Here is a 15,375-nt window from a genome sequence, read left to right as displayed (position 1 = left end):
GCACCCCGCTGCTCGTGGCGCGGCTGCACGTCGACCTGTGCCGCCTCGCCAGTGCCATCTGTCCCGGCAGCGCCACCGGCTGAGCGACAGCCCCCGGGTGCCGGCCGTACCCGCCGTACTCCGCACCACCCCCTCGCGCGGGGGCCCGAGCCGCGCGCCCGTCACGCCACTCACGACAGGAGCCCATGCCATGGCCATCGAGGTCCGCATCCCGACCATCCTCCGCACTTACACCGACGGCGCGAAGGCCGTCGAGGGCAGCGGCGACACGCTCTCCGAGCTGTTCGCCGACCTCGAGACCCGGCACGCCGGCATCCGGGAGCGGCTCATCGACCCGGCCGCGGGCAACCAGCTCCGCCGGTTCGTGAACGTCTACCTCAACGACGAGGACGTCCGTTTCCTCGACGGCGTCGCCACCAAGCTCGCCGACGGCGACAGCGTCACCATCCTGCCCGCGGTGGCCGGCGGCGCGTTCGAGACGATCCCGGTCTGATGCGCTACGACTCCCCGCTGGCGGCGGTCGGCAACACCCCTCTGGTACGGCTCCCGAGGCTGTCCCCGTCGGACGACGTGCGGATCTGGGCCAAGCTGGAGGACCGCAACCCGACCGGCTCCGTGAAGGACCGCCCCGCCCTCCACATGGTCGAGCAGGCCGAGAAGGACGGACGGCTCACTCCGGGCTGCACCATCCTGGAGCCCACCAGCGGCAACACCGGTATCTCGCTCGCCATGGCGGCCAAGCTCAAGGGCTACCGCATCGTCTGCGTCATGCCGGAGAACACCTCCCAGGAGCGCCGCGATCTGCTGGCGATGTGGGGCGCGGAGATCGTCCCGTCCCCGGCGGCGGGCGGCTCCAACACGGCGGTACGGGTCGCCAAGGAGCTGGCGGCCGAGAATCCCTCGTGGGTGATGCTCTACCAGTACGGCAATCCCGACAACGCGGGCGCGCACTACGCCACCACGGGCCCCGAGATCCTCGCGGACCTGCCGTCCGTCACCCACTTCGTGGCCGGGCTCGGTACGACGGGCACGCTGATGGGCGTCGGCCGCTTCCTGCGCGAGCAGAAGCCCGACATCAAGATCGTCGCCGCCGAGCCGCGCTACGACGACCTCGTCTACGGGCTGCGCAACCTCGACGAGGGCTTCGTGCCCGAGCTGTACGACGCGTCCGTCCTGACCACCCGTTTCTCCGTCGGCTCGGCCGACGCGGTCACCCGTACCCGTGAACTGCTCCAGCAGGAGGGCATCTTCGCGGGCGTCTCGACCGGCGCCGCACTGCACGCGGCGATCGGCGTCGGGCGCAAGGCCGTCACGGCGGGCGAGAGCGCCGACATCGTCTTCGTCGTCGCCGACGGCGGCTGGAAGTACCTCTCGACCGGCGTCTACACGGCGGCCACCACGGAAGAGGCCATCGAGACCCTCCACGGCCAGCTCTGGGCCTGACGCCGCGCCCGGCCTCCGGCGCGGCGCCCGAGCGGACGCGGCCCCGGCCCCGGCGCCGACCTCGGCGCCGGACCGCGGCCGGTCACCGCCGGCCGGTGCCCCCTCGATCTCCGGAGCCCCGCCCCCGGCCCCCGCCCGATTCGGGCCGGGGGCCGGACGCGTCTCGGGAAGGGCCCGCGCACGCGCGCACGGGGCCCTCCGACGCCGCCGTCACGCCGCCGTCATCCCGCCGTCACCGTCCATCCGAACCGGTGACAGCACAGGTGAGTTCTCCCACAACGGACCGCTGTGGAGGAGCGACCAGCCGTTTCGCGCTTTACGCTCGACAAACCGCACAACCCCCGTCGCCCCCCTTCCACGCCACGGAGGTTCACGCTCCATGAAGCTCACCGTCGTCGGCTGTTCGGGCTCGTTCCCCTCCGCGGGATCGGCCTGCTCCAGCTACCTCCTAGAGGCCGACGGCTTCCGGCTGCTCCTCGACATGGGTAATGGCGCCCTTGGCGAGCTGCAGCGCCATGTTGGTCTCTACGACCTCGACGCCATCTTCCTCAGCCATCTCCACGCGGACCACTGCATCGACATGTGCGGCTACTTCGTCGCCCGCTACTACCGGTTCGACGGCGGACGCTGCGACGCCATCCCGGTGTACGGGCCCGAGGGCACCGAGCAGCGCCTCACCACGGCCTACGCGGACACCCCGACGGACAAGTCCATGAGTGAGGTCTTCGACTTCCACACGCTCAAGCCGGGCTCCTTCGACATCGGCCCCTTCTCGGTCCGTACGGAGAAGGTCGCCCATCCCATAGAGACCTTCGCCATCCGCATCGAGCACGGCGGCCGGTCCCTGACCTACTCCGGTGACACCGGTGTCTGCGAGCCGCTGGTCGAGCTGGCCGAGGACACGGACCTCTTCCTGTGCGAGGCGGCCTTCACCTACGGCAAGGAGGACATCCCGGGCCTCCATCTCAACGGCCGCGAGGCAGGCGCCCACGCCGCCCGCGCCCGGGTGGGCCGGCTCGTCCTCACCCACATTCCGCCGTGGACGGACGGCGAACAGAATCTGGCCGATGCCCGCGAGGTGTACGCGGGGCGTGCGGAACTGGCCGTTCCCGGCGCGGTGTACGACATCTGACCGGCCGCCAGTTCTCGCCCGATGCGCCCGACCGCTCCGAGCCGCCGGACAGGAACGGGCCCCGCCGTTCCTGACAACGGCGGGGTCCACGGGGTTCAGCGCTACGAGCGGCCCGAACGGCACGGGGCGTACGCGGTCCGCCGGACGGTCAAGAGGTCTCCTTGGCCTCGGCCTTACGGAGCTCGGCGAGTTCCTCGTCGGACTCACGGCCCGGCGTCGGAATGTCGAACCTGACGATGGCGAAGCGGAACACCGCGTAGTAGACGGCCGCGAAACCCAGCCCGACCAGCGCCAGCCCCCAGGGATTCGTCGCGATACCGAGGTTGAGGAAGAAGTCGACCGCGCCCGCCGAGAAGCCGAACCCGTCCCTCATCCCGAGCGCCCATGTCAGGGCCATGGAGACACCGGTCAGCACCGCGTGGATCGCGTACAGCGCGGGCGCGATGAACATGAAGGTGAACTCGATCGGCTCCGTCACACCGGTGACGAACGCGGTGAGCGCCAGCGAGAGCATCATGCCGCCCACGGCCTTGCGGCGCTCGGGCCGGGCGCAGTGGGTGATCGCGAGACAGGCCGCGGGCAGGGCGAACATCATGATCGGGAAGAAGCCGGTCATGAACTGCCCGGCCGTCGGGTCGCCCGCGAGGAAGCGGTTGATGTCGCCGCTCTTGCCCTCGTACGTACCGGCCTGGAACCACGGGAACGAGTTCAGCAGATGGTGCATACCGACCGGGATCAGCGCGCGGTTGGCGATCCCGAAGATGCCCGCGCCGACCGCGCCCGAGCCCACCAGCCACTCGCCGAGGTTGTGCAGACCCGTACCGAGGACCGGCCAGACATAGCCGAAGACGACACCGATGACCAGACCGGCGAAGGCGGAGAGGATCGGGACCAGCCGACGGCCGCCGAAGAAGCCCGCCCAGTCCGGCAGCTTCGTCCGGTGGAACCTCTGGTACAGCAGGGCGACGACGACACCCATGACGACACCGCCGAGGACCTTCGCGTCGACGGGCGCGTCCATCATGACGATCCTGCCGTCCACGACCTTCGCCTGCTGGGGCAGGTGGGAGTCGGTGAAGGTGCCCAGGACGTTCTTGAAGACCAGATAGCCGGCGACGGCGGCCAGCGCCGTCGAGCCGTCCGACTTCCTGGCGAAGCCGATCGCGATGCCGACGGCGAAGAGCAGCGGCATATTGTCCAGGATCGCGTTGCCGCCCGCCGCCATGAAACCGGCGATTTTGGTGATGAACGCCGGGAACGACTCACGGCCGAGCATGTCGGCGTTGCCGAGGCGCACCAGCAGGGCGCCGGCCGGCAGTACGGCCACGGGCAGCATCAGGCTGCGGCCGATGCGCTGCATCACCGCCATCGCCCGGCCGCTCCTGCGCGCCGAGGGATCCTTCCGCGCCGCGGCGGCGACGTCGGCCGTACTCATCAAGCTCCTCCAACCACTGCCCGGGACGCGGCGCGCGGCCACGTGGTCTACACCACTGGGTGGTGTAGACCTTTTGTAACACGGTGCGGGTTGCGCAAGGAACCTGCGAAAACTGTGGCCTGGGCCATAGCGGTCTCCGGAACGCGAGAGGGCGTGGATGCGGCGCGGCGAAACGCCTCCGCGCGGGCCCGGCCGGCTACGGCCCGGTGTTCTGCCCTTCGGTCTCCCGCTCCAGCTCCTCGGGCTCCCGTCCGGGCGTCGGGATGTCGAACAGCGTGATCGCGGCACGGAAGACCACGTAGTACACCACCGCGAAGCAGAACCCGATCGGAATGATCAGCCAGGGCCTGGTGTCCAGATGCCAGTTCACGACGTAGTCGATCAGACCGGCCGAGAAGCTGAAGCCCGCGTGCACCCCGAGCCCCCAGGTGATCGCCATCGACGCGCCCGTCAGCAGCGCGTGCGCTCCGTACAGCAGCGGCGCCGCGAACATGAACGAGAACTCCAGCGGCTCGGTCACTCCCGTGACGAACGAGGTCAGCGCCACGGAGAACATCAGCCCGCCGACGCGCCTGCGGTGCTCGGGCCGCGCGCTGTGCGCGATGGCGAGCGCGGCGGCCGGCAGCCCGAACATCATGACCGGGAAGAACCCCGACATGAACTGGCCCGCCGTCGGGTCCCCCGCGAAGAACCGGGTCAGATCGCCCATGACGACGGTGCCGTCCGGCTTGGCGTACTTACCGGCCTGGAACCAGAAGAACGTGTTCAGGAACTGATGCAGACCGATCGGAATGAGCAGCCGGTTGGCGAGCCCGAAGATGCCCGCTCCCCACGCGCCCAGATCGATGAGCCGCTTGGCGAACGCGGTCAGCCCGTCCCCGACCGGCTCCCACAGCAGCCCGAAGGCCACGCCGAGGAGTGTGCAGAGGAAGGCCATCAGGATCGGCACCAGACGGCGGCCGTTGAAGAAGCCGAGCCAGTCGACCAGTCTCGTACGGTGGAAGCGCTGCCAGACGACGGCCGTGAGCAGCCCGATCAGGATGCCGCCGAGCACACCCGGATTCTGCGGGACGCCGTCGGGCCGGTCCTCGGTCACCGAACCGCCGACCGGGAAGGCCGCCAGGACACCGTGGTAGACGAGAAAGCCGACGACGGCGGCGAGCGCGGTCGAACCGTCCGCCTTCTTGGCGAAGCCGATCGCGACGCCGATGCAGAAGAGCAGCGGCAGGCCGAACGCGCCGTCCAGGATCGCGCCGCCGCCCAGGCTGAGCACCTTCGCCGTCCTGTCCCAGAACGGGCCGTGCAGATAGGCGGAGAACAGATTGCCGAGGCTGACGAGCAGTCCCGCGGCCGGCAGTGTGGCCACCGGGAGCTGAAGACTCCGGCCGATCTTCTGAAGCCCCTGGAACAGCCCGTTCCACCACTTCCTCGTCCGTGGCGGCCTGGGCGCCGCCGTGCTGTCGCCGCTCATCGGGTCCTTCCGTCTGGTGGCGGTGGCGTTGGTGGAGCCCGAGTGGTGTAGACCAGTTGCGGTAGGCTCGCGGAGTCGGCCGGTCGCGGGCGGGATGCCGGTGATCGTCATCATTGGGTACGACGTGAGGGCGCGCCCGCGAAGATGGTCCAACTGTGCGTTACCGTGACGAAACGGTACGACAGCGACAGTGAGCGACAGTCAGGGAGAACACCATGGCCACCAAGGCTGAGAAGATCGTCGCCGGGCTCGGCGGGCTCGACAACATCGAAGAGGTCGAAGGCTGCATCACCCGCCTCCGCACCGAGGTCGTCAACCCGGACCTCGTCGACGAGAGCGCGCTCAAGGCCGCGGGCGCCCATGGAGTCGTCAAGATGGGCACCGCGGTCCAGGTGGTCATCGGCACGGACGCGGACCCCATCGCGGCCGACATCGAAGACATGATGTGACGAACACGATCCGCGGGAGGTGAAGCGCTTCCTGCCCCCGGGGGACGGAGCCGCCGTCCTCCGAAGGCCGGGCCCGCCGTCGCCGCCCAGGGACCCCGGGAGCGGCCCGCGGCGGTGCACCGGGACCCCGGGAGAAAGCGCGTGCCGATAGGCTCGCCGCATGTCACGAATCGACGGCCGCACCCCCGAACAGCTCCGTCCCGTCACCATCGAACGCGGATGGAGCAAGCACGCCGAGGGCTCCGTCCTCATCTCCTTCGGTGACACGCGGGTCTTCTGCACCGCCTCGGTCACCGAAGGCGTCCCGCGCTGGCGCAAGGGCAGCGGCGAAGGCTGGGTCACCGCCGAGTACTCGATGCTGCCCCGCTCCACCAACACCCGCGGCGACCGCGAATCCGTACGCGGCAAGATCGGCGGCCGTACCCACGAGATCAGCCGTCTCATCGGACGCTCCCTGCGCGCCGTGATCGACTACAAGGCGCTCGGCGAGAACACCGTCGTCCTCGACTGCGACGTCCTCCAGGCCGACGGCGGCACCCGCACCGCGGCGATCACCGGCGCGTACGTCGCACTCGCCGACGCCGTCGCCTGGGCCCAGGGCAAGAAGATCATCAAGGCCGGCCGGCGCCCCCTCACCGGCACCGTGGCCGCCGTCAGCGTGGGCATCGTCGACGGCGCGCCACTCCTCGACCTCTGCTACGAGGAGGACGTGCGCGCCGAGACCGACATGAACGTCGTCTGCACCGGCGACGGCCGGTTCGTGGAGGTCCAGGGCACCGCCGAGGCCGAGCCCTTCGACCGCAAGGAACTCAACGCCCTCCTCGACCTCGCCACCACGGGCTGCACCGACCTGGCGGTACTCCAGCGCGCGGCCCTGGAACAGGCCCTGTAACCAGCACCCGTGAGGGCGGCGGGCAGGCGCGGCGGAGCGGGCCCGGAAGGCCGACTCCCCCGAGGGGAAAGGCAACCGGGAAGACCCGCACCGCGTCTCCCACCGCACGGGCGCACGGACGAACCGTGCGCCCGTCCGCACCCTGGGGAGGAACCCGCGCCATGTCCGCGCCCATACGCCGACACCGCATCACCCTGATCCTGGCCGCCGCAGCCCTGGCCCTGCCGCTCACCGCCGGCTGCGGAGCCCTCGACAAGGCGATGGACTGCGTGGCAGCCGCCGACGCCATCGCCACCAGCGTCAGCAACCTGGAACAGGCCGTCTCCGGCATCGGGGACAACCCGCTCAAGGCGGACGAGGCCCTCGATGACATCGACGCCGAGCTCGACAGCCTCAAGGACAAGACGGACAACGCCGACCTCGGCAAGGCGGTCGACGACCTCGGCAAGGGAATCGAAAGCGTCCGCACGGCCATCGAGAACGGCGATGACACCCCCGACCTCACGCCCGTCTCCGACGCGGCGGCCGAGATCGGCAACATCTGCACCCCCTGACAGGCACACCGGCCGGGACCGGATACTGAGGACATGACCCGCCTCATCCTCGCCACCCGCAACAGCGGGAAACTCACCGAACTCCGGGCCATCCTCGCCGACGCGGGTCTGCCTCATGACCTCGTCGGCGCGGACGCGTACCCCGACATCCCCGACGTCAAGGAGACCGGCGTCACCTTCGCCGAGAACGCGCTCCTCAAGGCCCACGCGCTGGCCACCGCCACCGGCCTCCCCGCCGTCGCCGACGACTCCGGCCTCTGCGTCGATGTCCTCGGCGGTGCGCCCGGCATCTTCTCCGCCCGCTGGTCGGGCACCCACGGCGACGACACGGCGAACCTGAACCTGCTCCTGGCCCAGCTCTCCGACATCCCGGCCCCGCACCGCACGGCCCACTTCGCCTGCGCGGCGGCCCTGGCCCTCCCGGACGGCACGGAGAGAGTCGCCGAGGGCCGCCTCCTGGGCACCCTCCGCACCTCCCCCACGGGCACCGGCGGCTTCGGCTACGACCCGATCCTCCAGCCCGACGGCGACACCCGCACCTGCGCGGAACTGACCGCGCCGGAGAAGAACGCCATCAGCCACCGCGGCCAAGCCTTCCGCGCCCTGGTCCCGGCACTCCGGGAACTGCTGAGCTGACGCCTTTCCCGCCGAAAGGCGCGGCACCCGTCCTGGATGCCGCGCCTCTTCGGTGTGGGCCCGGTGGGACTCGAACCCACGACACACCGGACCTAAACCGGCGCCCTCTTTGCCAGCTGGGGTACGGGCCCGCAGCAGTCAGCTTACTGCGCTTCCCCGGCGAAGCCTCGCGGAGGTACGCGTCCGGCCGCGGCACGAGGGGCAGGGGTGGCACGGAGACGCCACCGGCTTCCGGTCGTCGGCCTGCCGCTGCACCGGCGCACGGCGCAGCCGAAGTTGACGGAAAGTCACGTCCGGAAATCGGATCGGAGTTGTGCCGCCTCGGCCTCCGTGGCCACCGACGGTGGTGAGCCCGGCAAGGGGAGTTGGGCCGTTTCCTTGGTCAGGGCTACCGCAACGACCCCCACCAGCGCCGCCGCCATCGCGTAGTACGCCGGGGTCAGATTGCTGCCGGTGGCGCTGATCAGGGCCGTGATCACCAACGGGGTCGTGCCGCCGAAGAGGGATACGGAGAGGTTGTAGCCCACGGAGAGCGCGCCGTAGCGGACCTCCGTCGGGAACATCGCCGGGAGCGCCGCCGACATCGTGCCGAGGAGGCACACCAGCGACAGGCCCAGCATCAGTACGCCCGCCGTGATCGCCGGGACACTGCCCCCGCCGATCAGCAGGAAGGCCGGCAGGGAGAGGAGGAGGAAGCCGAGCATGCCGGTCATCAGCAGCGGCTTGCGGCCGAAGCGGTCGCTGAGGGCGCCGACCCGGTTGATGATCAGCAGCAGGAACGCCATCACGCCCAGCAGGACGAGCAGTCCGCGCGTGTCGCTGTAGCCCAGTTCGTCGGAGAGATACGTCGGCATGTACGACAGCAGCATGTAGTCCGTGACGTTGTACGCGCCGACCAGCGCGACGCACAGGATCAGCGTCCGCCAGTACCGCCGGAAGATCCTGGCCAGGTCGCCCCTCGCCGTCTCCGCCCTCGCCGCGCCTGCCGCACCCGGGTCCGTCGCGCCGGCCGCCCGCGCGCTCTGCGACTCCAGCTTCCGGAACGCGGGCGTCTCGTCCAGCCGTAGCCGCAGATACAGGCCGACCAGCCCCAGCGGGCCCGCGACCAGGAACGGCAGCCGCCATCCCCATGCCTCCATGGCGTCCGCGCCGGCCCAGGCGTGCAGCGCGGTGACCAGTCCCGCCGCGCCGATGTATCCGCAGAGCGTGCCGAACTCCAGGAAGCTGCCGTAGTGGCCCCGGCGCTTGTCGGGCGCGTACTCCGCGATGAACGTGGACGCGCCGCCGTACTCACCGCCGGTGGAGAAGCCCTGGACCAGCCGGAAGAGGATCAGCAGGGCCGGCGCCCAGAAACCGATCGCCGCGTACGAGGGGATCAGGCCGATGGCGAAGGTGCCGGTCGCCATCATGATCATCGTCAGCGCGAGCACCTTCTTGCGGCCGATCCTGTCACCCAGGGGGCCGAAGACCATGCCGCCGACCGGCCGTACGAGAAAGGCGACGGCGAAGGTCGCGAAGGAGGAGAGCAACTGGACCGTGGGGTTCCCCGACGGGAAGAAGACATGCCCGAGCGTCACGGCCAGATAGCTGTAGAGGCCGAAGTCGAACCACTCCATCGCGTTGCCCAGGGCGGCGGCCTTGACCGCCCGTCCGACCGCGCGTCCGTCGGTGACGGTGACGTCGAGGGCGCCGCCGGACCGGTGCGGCACCGCGCCGGGGCCGGCCTCCTCGTCGTGCTCCTGGCCGGCCATGGCGCGGGTCCCTTCCTCGGGCGAACGTGTGGAGACGTGTCCGAGGGAACCTTCCGCACGGTCAGGGCGAGGGCAAACCGAAGTCCCACGCACGTGGGACCCCGGTCACGGTCACGGGCCGTCCGGGTCACGGGCCGTACAGACCGGGGGCGAACCGGTCACGGGCCGTCCGGGTCACGGGTGAACCGGCCATGGGCGATACGGGCCACGGCCACCGCTCACGCGTCCCCGGTGCCGGCGTCGCCCCGGCGTCCGTCAGATGCCGAGATCCTTGATGATCTTCGCCACGTGCCCGGTGGCCCGCACGTTGTAGAACGCGTGCTCCACCTTGCCCTCCTCGTCGACGACGATCGTGGAGCGGATCACGCCGGTCACGGTCCTGCCGTACGACTTCTTCTCGCCGAAGGCCCCGTAGCTCTCCAGAACGCCCTTGGCCGGATCCCCGACCAGCGTGACCTTGAGGTTCTCCTTCTCACGGAACTTCGCCAGCTTCTCCGGCCTGTCGGGCGACACCCCGATCACGTCGTACCCGGCGTCGGCCAGCAGCCCGAGGTTGTCCGTGAAGTCGCAGGCCTGCTTGGTGCAGCCCGGGGTGAGGGCGGCGGGGTAGAAGTAGACGATGACCTTCCGGCCCTTGTGGTCCGCGAGCGAGACGTCCTTGCCGTCCGCGTCGGGCAGGGTGAAGGCGGGGGCGGTGTCGCCGGGGTTGAGTCGCTCGCTCATGGTTCTCCTCGGTGGAGGTCGGGTGTACGTGGCCGAGCGTAATCGGGGGTGCCGTCGGGTGCGGCGACGGCGAAGCTGACAGACTGTCGAGGAAGTACTGCTGAAGTACTGAGAAGGACTACCGGACACGACGACGGAGGCAGCGCGGTGTCGGATTCCAGGACCCCGGCGCAGATCGAGGCGGACATCGTCCGCAGGCGCGGGCAGCTCGCCGAGACGCTGGACGAGATCGGGGTGCGGGTGCATCCGAAGACGATCGTCGGCGACGCGAAGGCCCGCGTGGTCTCCAGCGTGGATCACACGGCCGGACGCGCGTTCGTCGCGGTGAACAGGGTGGTGTCGGGGGCACGGGCGCCGTTCATCGGACTGGACGGCGGGCCGCGGCTGGAGCGGCTGGTTCCGGTGGCGCTGCTCGCGGTCGGCGTCGTCGGGCTGCTCGCGGTGTCGATGCGGCGGCGCAAGCGCTGACGGCGCGGTGGCCGGCGCGCGGCGGTCGGCTGCACCGGCACGACACCGGCGCCGATGCCGACACCGATGCCGACGGCGCCTGTGGCGTACGGCTTACCCCTGTGGCGTACGGCACGGGCGTAAGCAGGTAGGTTCTGACGCGTGAGCGAGAAACCCCACAGCCAGCACGACAAACTGCCCATCCGTATGCTCCACGACCGTGTCCTGGTCAGGACGGACATCCCGGAGGGTGAGCGGCGCTCGTCCGGCGGCATCGTCATTCCCGCGACAGCGGCGGTCGGCAGGCGGCTGGCCTGGGCCGAGGTGGTGGCCGTGGGGCAGAACGTACGGACGGTGGAGCCCGGGGACCGGGTGCTCTACGACCCCGAGGACCGGGCCGAGGTCGAGGTGCGCGGGGTGGCGTACGTACTGATGCGGGAGCGCGATCTGCACGCCGTCGCCGCCGACCGGTTCGAGGGCTCCGAGGACTCCACCGGGCTCTATCTGTAGCCGCCGTGGCCGCCGTAGCCGCTCTGGTCGGCGCGCGGCCGTCCGGGGAAGGCGCCGGCCCTGCCGAGGCCGGCGGTTCCGTACCGGGAAGCGGAACCGATGCCTCCCGGTACGGAGCCGCCGGAGCCGCCCGTATCCCCGTTCCACTGCGACGACTGTCCGCGCGCTGATCCCTGGACCTGTCCCTGGCCCGAGGTCTGCCCCGTACGGTCCGCGCGGTCAGGGTGCCCCTGGGCTCCCGCCCCCTGGTGCTGCCCCGGGACGCGGGCGGCGCCGCCGTGTCCGCCCGTCGGGCCGTGGGCCGGGACTCCGGGCCGGGCGACGGACCAGTCCTCCGACCGTCCGCGCGGCTCCTGCTCCTGCCCGTACTCCCCGTCGCCGGACCCGTCCGTGTCACCGGATCCGTCCCCGTCGCCGTTCTCGTCCCCGTCCGCCCGGCCTGCGGTGTCGCCCGGCGCTCCGCCGCCGAATTCGCCGAACGGATCCGATCCGTCCTCCGGTGACAGCATCTCCTCGGCCCCGTTGTCCAGCTCCAGGTCGAAGTCCTCGGTCCTGGTGTCCCTGAGGGCGGCGGCCGTGTACCGGCCCCAGATCTCGGCCGGCGGTCCGCCTCCGTTGATACGGGGCTGGCCCAGTGCGCCGTACAGCGGTCTGTGCGCCGCGGTCTTCGGGTCGGCGCCCATCATCGCGACGACCGTGGCAAGGTTCGGGGTGTAGCCGGCGAACCAGGCGGCCTTGTCGTCCTCCGCCGTGCCCGTCTTGCCCGCCGCGGGACGGCCGGCCGAGAGGGCCGCGGTGCCCGTGCCGCCCTCGACGACGCCGCGCAGCACCGCCGTGGTGGTGTCGGCGGCCTCGCGGCTGATGACCTGCCGCGGTTCCCGGTGTGGCAGTTCGACCTTCGTACCGTTCCTGCTGACCTTCTGGACCAGCGTGTAGGTGCCGTGCCTGCCGTGGTTGGCGAGCGTCGCGTACGCCTTCGCCATGTCGAGCACGCTGGCGCTGGCCGGGCCGAGCGCGATGGACGGGGAGGCCGTCAGATCGGGCGTGTTGCTGGGCAGGCCCAGGGCGATGGCGGTGTTTCTGACGGTGGCCGGGCCGATGTCCTGGGCGAGCTGTGCGTAGACGGCGTTGACGGACTTGTCGGTGGCCTCGCGGAGGGAGAGCGGACCGTAGTTGATCTCGTCCTCGTTGGCCGGCGCGTAGCCGGTGGGCCCGTCCACGCCCTCGACCATGCGCTCGTTGTTGCCGTCGTAGACGGTGTTGGGCGTGATGGGCTCGCCGTACCGCGTCCGGGAGTCGTTCTCGACGGCGGCGGCGAGGACGAACGGTTTGAAGGTGGAGCCGACCTGGTAGTCGCGGCGCGTCGCGTTGTTGACGTACTGCTTGGTGTAGTCGATCCCGCCGTACATGGCGACGACCTTGCCGGTCGTGGGATCGACCGAGGCCCCTCCGACACGGACATTGCGGTCGGCCGCGCGGCCGGAGTCGAGACGGCTGAGGACGATCTCCTCGACGGCCTCGCCGAAGGCGTCCTGCTTCTCCCGCTCCAGCGTGGTGGTGATGCGATGGCCGCCGGCGGCCAGGGTGCGCTCGTCGATGATCTTGTTGCTGACGAGATACTCCTCGACGGCCTGGACGACATAGCCGCGCTGTCCGGAGAGCCCGCTGCTGGAGTGTCTGATCTCGCCGGGTACGGGGAAGGCCAGCGTGGCCCGCACTGACGGTTTGAGCCAGTGCTCCTTGACCATGCCGTCGAGGACGTAGTTCCAGCGGGCTTCGGCGGCCGGCCGGTTCTCCGGGTGGACGACGACGTCGAAGTCGCTGGGCGCGTTGAGCAGTGAGGCCAGATAGGCGCCCTCGGCGAGGTTGACGTCCTCGATGTCCTTGCCGTAGTAGGCCTGGGCGGCGGCCTGGATACCGTACGCGTTGCGGCCGAAATAGCTGGTGTTGAGATAGCCCTGGAGGATGTTCTTCTTGCTCTCCTCGCGATTGAGCTTGATCGCGATGAAGAGTTCCTTGCCCTTGCGGACGACGGTCTGTTCCTGGCCGAGGTAGTAGTTCTTGACGTACTGCTGGGTGATGGTGGAGCCGCCCTGGGTGCCCTTGCCGGTGACGGTGTTCCAGATGGCGCGGACCATGCCCACGGGGTTGACTGCGGGTTCGCTGTAGAAGCCGCGGTCCTCGGCGGCGAGGACGGCTCGCTGGACGGCCCTGGGCACCTGGGCGAGCCGGATGTTCTCGCGGTTGATCTCGCCGTCGCGGGCGATCTGGGTGCCGTCCGCGTAGAGATACAGGTTCGACTGGAGGGTGGCCGCGGTGTTGGCGGCCGGGATGCCGACGAGGTGGTAGCCGGCGATCAGGCCGCCTCCCACGAGGAGCGTCCCGAACAGGAGGGTGCCGAGCAGCGCCCGCCGGGTGGGGACGAGCCGGCGCAGACCGGTACGGCGGGAACGCTTTCGCTGTTGGCTCTTGTCCGCCGGTGGGAAGCGGGAGATCTCGGGGGCGGGGGCCGAGTGGTCTCGTGGGGCCCAGCCCTGCTGCTGTGACACGTCTGACACATCGCTCATAAGTGTGGAGACTCCTCGGCCGCGGCCGGGGGATTCGCCCTCTCCGGCATACCGGTGTCGTATCAGGCGATTCGCGGTGCGGCCCCGAGAAACGCGGTGCGGCCCCAGGAAGCCCCCTGAAACAGGGCCAGAACGGATGAGCGCCACCGTCCGGAACGGGCGAGTGGCGCAGTCCCGGCGACGGGTCGCGGCGGTCCGATAAAGGGTCGCGGCGGCTGATCCCGGTGGACTAGGGTCGTGCGCTTTGGTGCCGGGTGCGGGTGCGGCCCTTCGCGTGCCGCTGACGGCGGCTCGACGGCGCGGACGGCGCGGATGTCACACCGGACACGCGTGACACGGATGAGGCGAGGGAGGTGGGGTGTGGTGCGGCTGTATGTCGTGGTGGCCGCGGGTGGGTTCCGACGCTATGCCACCTACCGTGTGGCGACCCTGGCGGGAGTGTTCACCAATACGGTCTTCGGCTTCATCGTGGCGTACACCTATACGGCCCTGTGGGACGAGCGTCCGCGCCTCGGTGGTTACGACCTCTCCCAGGCCGTCACCTATGTGTGGCTCGGCCAGGCGCTGCTGATGGCCTGCGCCATGATGGGCGGCGGTTTCGAGGACGAGCTGATCGAGCGAATCCGTACGGGTGACATCGCCGTCGATCTCTACCGGCCCGCGGACCTCCAGCTCTGGTGGCTGGCCGGGGATCTGGGCCGTGCCGCGTTCCATCTGCTGGGGCGCGGGATCGTACCGATGGTGCTGGGCTCGTTCGCCTTCGAACTGGCGCTCCCCGCCGATCCGCTGACCTGGCTGGCGTTCCTCGTCGCCGTGCTGCTCGGTGTCGTGGTCAGCTTCGCGATCCGTTTTCTTGTCGCGCTCTCGGCGTTCTGGCTGATGGACGGCGCGGGAGTGGCCCAGATGGCGATGCTGGCCGGGATGTTCTTCTCGGGGCTGCTGCTGCCGCTCAATCTCTTCCCCGGTCTTCTGGGCGAACTGGCGCGGGCGCTGCCCTGGTCCTCGCTGCTCCAGGTCCCGGCGGATGTTTTCCTCGGTACGCACACCGGATGGGATCTCGCCGGGGCGTACGCGTTCCAGGCGGGCTGGGCGCTGGCGCTGCTGGCGGTGGGACGGCTGCTCCAGTCCGTCGCGACACGGAGGGTGGTGGTCCAGGGTGGCTGAGGAAGCGGTGGCCGGGGAGGGAGCCGCGGCCCCCGTCCCCTTCCCGGCCGCGGCTCCCTCCCCGGCCACCGCTTCCTCAGCCACCCTGGACCACCACCCTCCGTGTCGCGACGGACTGGAGCAGCCGTCCCACCGCCAGCAGCGCCCGCGCCCCGCCCGCCTGGAACGCGTACGCCCCGGCGAGATCCCATCCGGTGTGCG

At 70.4% G+C, this 15,375-nt stretch carries 16 protein-coding genes, 1 tRNA gene and 1 pseudogene; 11 read left to right on the top strand and 7 right to left on the bottom strand.

Annotation, left to right across the window (positions count from 1 at the left end):
* The 4 genes from BFF77_RS37955 to BFF77_RS21250 all read left to right on the top strand — a co-directional run.
* A partial coding sequence (locus tag BFF77_RS37955) for a putative leader peptide (RefSeq protein WP_342671250.1) occupies positions 1-83 on the top strand: 83 nt, incomplete at its 5' end.
* Positions 84-190: 107 nt separating this feature from the next.
* Complete coding sequence (locus tag BFF77_RS21260) at positions 191-493, top strand: MoaD/ThiS family protein (RefSeq protein WP_066952327.1); 303 nt, start codon at positions 191-193, stop codon at positions 491-493.
* A complete protein-coding gene (locus BFF77_RS21255; protein ID WP_066952325.1) occupies positions 493-1,443 on the top strand; it encodes a PLP-dependent cysteine synthase family protein in 951 nt (316 codons plus the stop codon). Before BFF77_RS21260 ends, BFF77_RS21255 begins: the two co-directional genes overlap by 1 nt.
* Positions 1,444-1,822: 379 nt before the next feature.
* Positions 1,823-2,575, top strand: coding sequence for an MBL fold metallo-hydrolase (locus BFF77_RS21250; protein ID WP_066952323.1), 753 nt, complete (start codon positions 1,823-1,825; stop codon positions 2,573-2,575).
* 148 nt (positions 2,576-2,723) lie between these two features.
* Here the strand turns inward: BFF77_RS21250 and BFF77_RS21245 are convergent, their stop codons facing one another.
* Together BFF77_RS21245 and BFF77_RS21240 are read right to left on the bottom strand one after the other, a co-directional pair.
* Positions 2,724-4,010: a PTS transporter subunit EIIC gene (locus BFF77_RS21245; protein WP_066952321.1), complete on the bottom strand. Its 1,287-nt coding sequence runs from the start codon at positions 4,008-4,010 to the stop codon at positions 2,724-2,726.
* A 196-nt stretch (positions 4,011-4,206) separates the two neighbouring features.
* Positions 4,207-5,481: a PTS transporter subunit EIIC gene (locus tag BFF77_RS21240; protein WP_066952319.1), complete on the bottom strand. Its 1,275-nt coding sequence runs from the start codon at positions 5,479-5,481 to the stop codon at positions 4,207-4,209.
* Between the two features lie 215 nt (positions 5,482-5,696).
* Here BFF77_RS21240 and BFF77_RS21235 point away from each other — a divergent pair, with 215 nt between their 5' ends.
* From BFF77_RS21235 to rdgB, 4 genes are all read left to right on the top strand, one after another.
* The gene (locus BFF77_RS21235) at positions 5,697-5,930 is read left to right on the top strand and encodes a PTS sugar transporter subunit IIB (protein ID WP_066952317.1); all 234 of its coding nucleotides are present in this window, start codon (positions 5,697-5,699) and stop codon (positions 5,928-5,930) included.
* 160 nt (positions 5,931-6,090) lie between these two features.
* On the top strand, positions 6,091-6,822 hold the full coding sequence (gene rph / locus BFF77_RS21230; RefSeq protein WP_066952315.1) for a ribonuclease PH: 732 nt from the start codon (positions 6,091-6,093) through the stop codon (positions 6,820-6,822).
* Positions 6,823-6,983: 161 nt separating this feature from the next.
* Positions 6,984-7,376 (top strand): hypothetical protein, encoded by a 393-nt coding sequence (locus tag BFF77_RS21225; RefSeq protein ID WP_066952313.1) that lies wholly within the window; start codon positions 6,984-6,986, stop codon positions 7,374-7,376.
* Between the two features lie 33 nt (positions 7,377-7,409).
* Positions 7,410-8,012 (top strand): RdgB/HAM1 family non-canonical purine NTP pyrophosphatase, encoded by a 603-nt coding sequence (gene rdgB, locus BFF77_RS21220; protein WP_066952311.1) that lies wholly within the window; start codon positions 7,410-7,412, stop codon positions 8,010-8,012.
* A gap of 55 nt (positions 8,013-8,067) precedes the next feature.
* Here the strand turns inward: rdgB and BFF77_RS21215 are convergent.
* The 3 genes from BFF77_RS21215 to bcp form a co-directional block, all read right to left on the bottom strand.
* Positions 8,068-8,143, bottom strand: a tRNA-Leu gene (locus BFF77_RS21215).
* Between the two features lie 156 nt (positions 8,144-8,299).
* Positions 8,300-9,763, bottom strand: a complete 1,464-nt coding sequence (locus BFF77_RS21210; RefSeq protein WP_066952310.1) for an MFS transporter — start codon at positions 9,761-9,763, stop codon at positions 8,300-8,302.
* Between the two features lie 255 nt (positions 9,764-10,018).
* Positions 10,019-10,486 carry a thioredoxin-dependent thiol peroxidase gene (bcp, locus tag BFF77_RS21205; protein WP_066952308.1) on the bottom strand — a complete coding sequence of 156 codons (468 nt, stop codon included), beginning with the start codon at positions 10,484-10,486 and terminating at the stop codon, positions 10,019-10,021.
* Between the two features lie 147 nt (positions 10,487-10,633).
* Here bcp and BFF77_RS21200 point away from each other — a divergent pair, with 147 nt between their 5' ends.
* Together BFF77_RS21200 and BFF77_RS21195 are read left to right on the top strand one after the other, a co-directional pair.
* Positions 10,634-10,954, top strand: a complete 321-nt coding sequence (locus tag BFF77_RS21200) for a DUF3618 domain-containing protein (RefSeq protein ID WP_066952306.1) — start codon at positions 10,634-10,636, stop codon at positions 10,952-10,954.
* A gap of 186 nt (positions 10,955-11,140) precedes the next feature.
* Positions 11,141-11,443 (top strand): GroES family chaperonin, encoded by a 303-nt coding sequence (locus tag BFF77_RS21195; RefSeq protein WP_046506547.1) that lies wholly within the window; start codon positions 11,141-11,143, stop codon positions 11,441-11,443.
* Here the strand turns inward: BFF77_RS21195 and BFF77_RS21190 are convergent.
* Positions 11,434-14,010: a transglycosylase domain-containing protein gene (locus tag BFF77_RS21190; RefSeq protein ID WP_079125356.1), complete on the bottom strand. Its 2,577-nt coding sequence runs from the start codon at positions 14,008-14,010 to the stop codon at positions 11,434-11,436. The genes BFF77_RS21195 and BFF77_RS21190 overlap by 10 nt on opposite strands.
* Before the next feature lie 363 nt (positions 14,011-14,373).
* Between BFF77_RS21190 and BFF77_RS21185 the strand changes: the two genes are divergently transcribed.
* On the top strand, positions 14,374-15,174 hold the full coding sequence (locus tag BFF77_RS21185; protein WP_066952329.1) for an ABC transporter permease: 801 nt from the start codon (positions 14,374-14,376) through the stop codon (positions 15,172-15,174).
* A gap of 76 nt (positions 15,175-15,250) precedes the next feature.
* On the opposite strand, the pseudogene BFF77_RS37015 reads toward BFF77_RS21185, so the two are convergent.
* Positions 15,251-15,375, bottom strand: a pseudogene (locus BFF77_RS37015) (ABC transporter permease); the annotation flags it as partial.

It is taken from the genome of Streptomyces lushanensis (assembly GCF_001700515.1).
Lineage (GTDB): Bacteria > Actinomycetota > Actinomycetes > Streptomycetales > Streptomycetaceae > Streptomyces > Streptomyces lushanensis.
This window is presented reverse-complemented; position numbering and strand designations above follow the sequence as displayed.